At 33.6% G+C, this 1,061-nt stretch carries 1 protein-coding gene; it reads right to left on the minus strand.

Annotation, left to right across the window (positions count from 1 at the left end; genetic code table 11):
- Positions 1-193: 193 nt before the first annotated feature.
- Positions 194-718, minus strand: a complete 525-nt coding sequence (locus GXM17_RS21360) for a hypothetical protein (protein WP_244307458.1) — start codon at positions 716-718, stop codon at positions 194-196.
- Positions 719-1,061: the final 343 nt, after the last annotated feature.

The following is a 1,061-nucleotide window of genomic DNA, read 5'->3' on the forward strand; positions in this document are numbered from 1 at the left end:
TTCATTTTGTTTTCAGAGCTAAAACGCCAAATTAAAATCAGCTGATTCTCGTCGGCGGAGCTATACACCATAACGTTTTGGGGCTTTGCGATGGTGGGGCAATCGAAGCGAAAATCTTCAATTTTGCACAAAGGTTGAACCGAAGAGCAACCGTTGATTTTTGCAGTTTCGCCCCACTATTGCAAAACCCTTGTTAGCCGTTCGTTGTTTTTTCGTTCGTTTTAATTTCTATTTTATATTTCAATAATTGTCTGATTGATGTTAGATGTCCAAATAAAACAATTGGAACTATAAATGTCGGCAACCAACTAAATGGAAAATTCAAAATTGCAATATTCGGTTGGTCAAACGCAAATTTTTGAATTGGTGAAGGTGCTGAAAATAAAGCGTTCACTACAATATTTACTAAAAGTCCAAGGCAAATAAAGTTCCAAATTAAAATTGTCTGCCTATTCAATTTGCTTTTTGTCAGTCCGAAATATGCAATAATTGGTGCTGTTATTCCAGCTATGATGTCAAAGTTTCGACCTTCAAAAGTCATCAATTCTGGAATTGCTTTGTTGAGAAAAAGCCAAAGCAAAATTATTTCAACTGGTATTCTCACAATGTTTAGGTAAGTCAAGTTTTTAAGTGGTAAACTGTCAATAAATTGTCTTCCTTTTGAAGTTGCGAATAATAAAATAATTGTCAATATTGTCGGTAAAATTCCAATCAACATTATTTTTGGTGGAAAGGAATTTGTGTTAGAGTTGTAAATGTTTTTGAATGTCAAAACCGCTTGAATTGTCAACCAAATTGTCAAACCGATAAAAATTGGTGTTGCTTTTTTTCGTGTCAGTTCAGAATTTGAATTTCTGATTGTCCAAATAAAAAGTTGCAACGTGATAAGTGTTGTCAGTCCAAAAGTCAGTGAAATATATGTCGGTAAATTGTCAATCATTTTCTATTTGGTCAATGTTTGTAGTATCGTTGTACAATGACGGCTAACGTTTTGCGCCTCTAGTTGTTTGCAACTTATGAAACAGATTATTTTCGGCTAAACGAAAATAGGAATTAAAAAC

It is taken from the genome of Flavobacterium fluviatile (assembly GCF_010645065.1).
Classification (GTDB): Bacteria; Bacteroidota; Bacteroidia; order Flavobacteriales; family Flavobacteriaceae; genus Flavobacterium; species Flavobacterium fluviatile.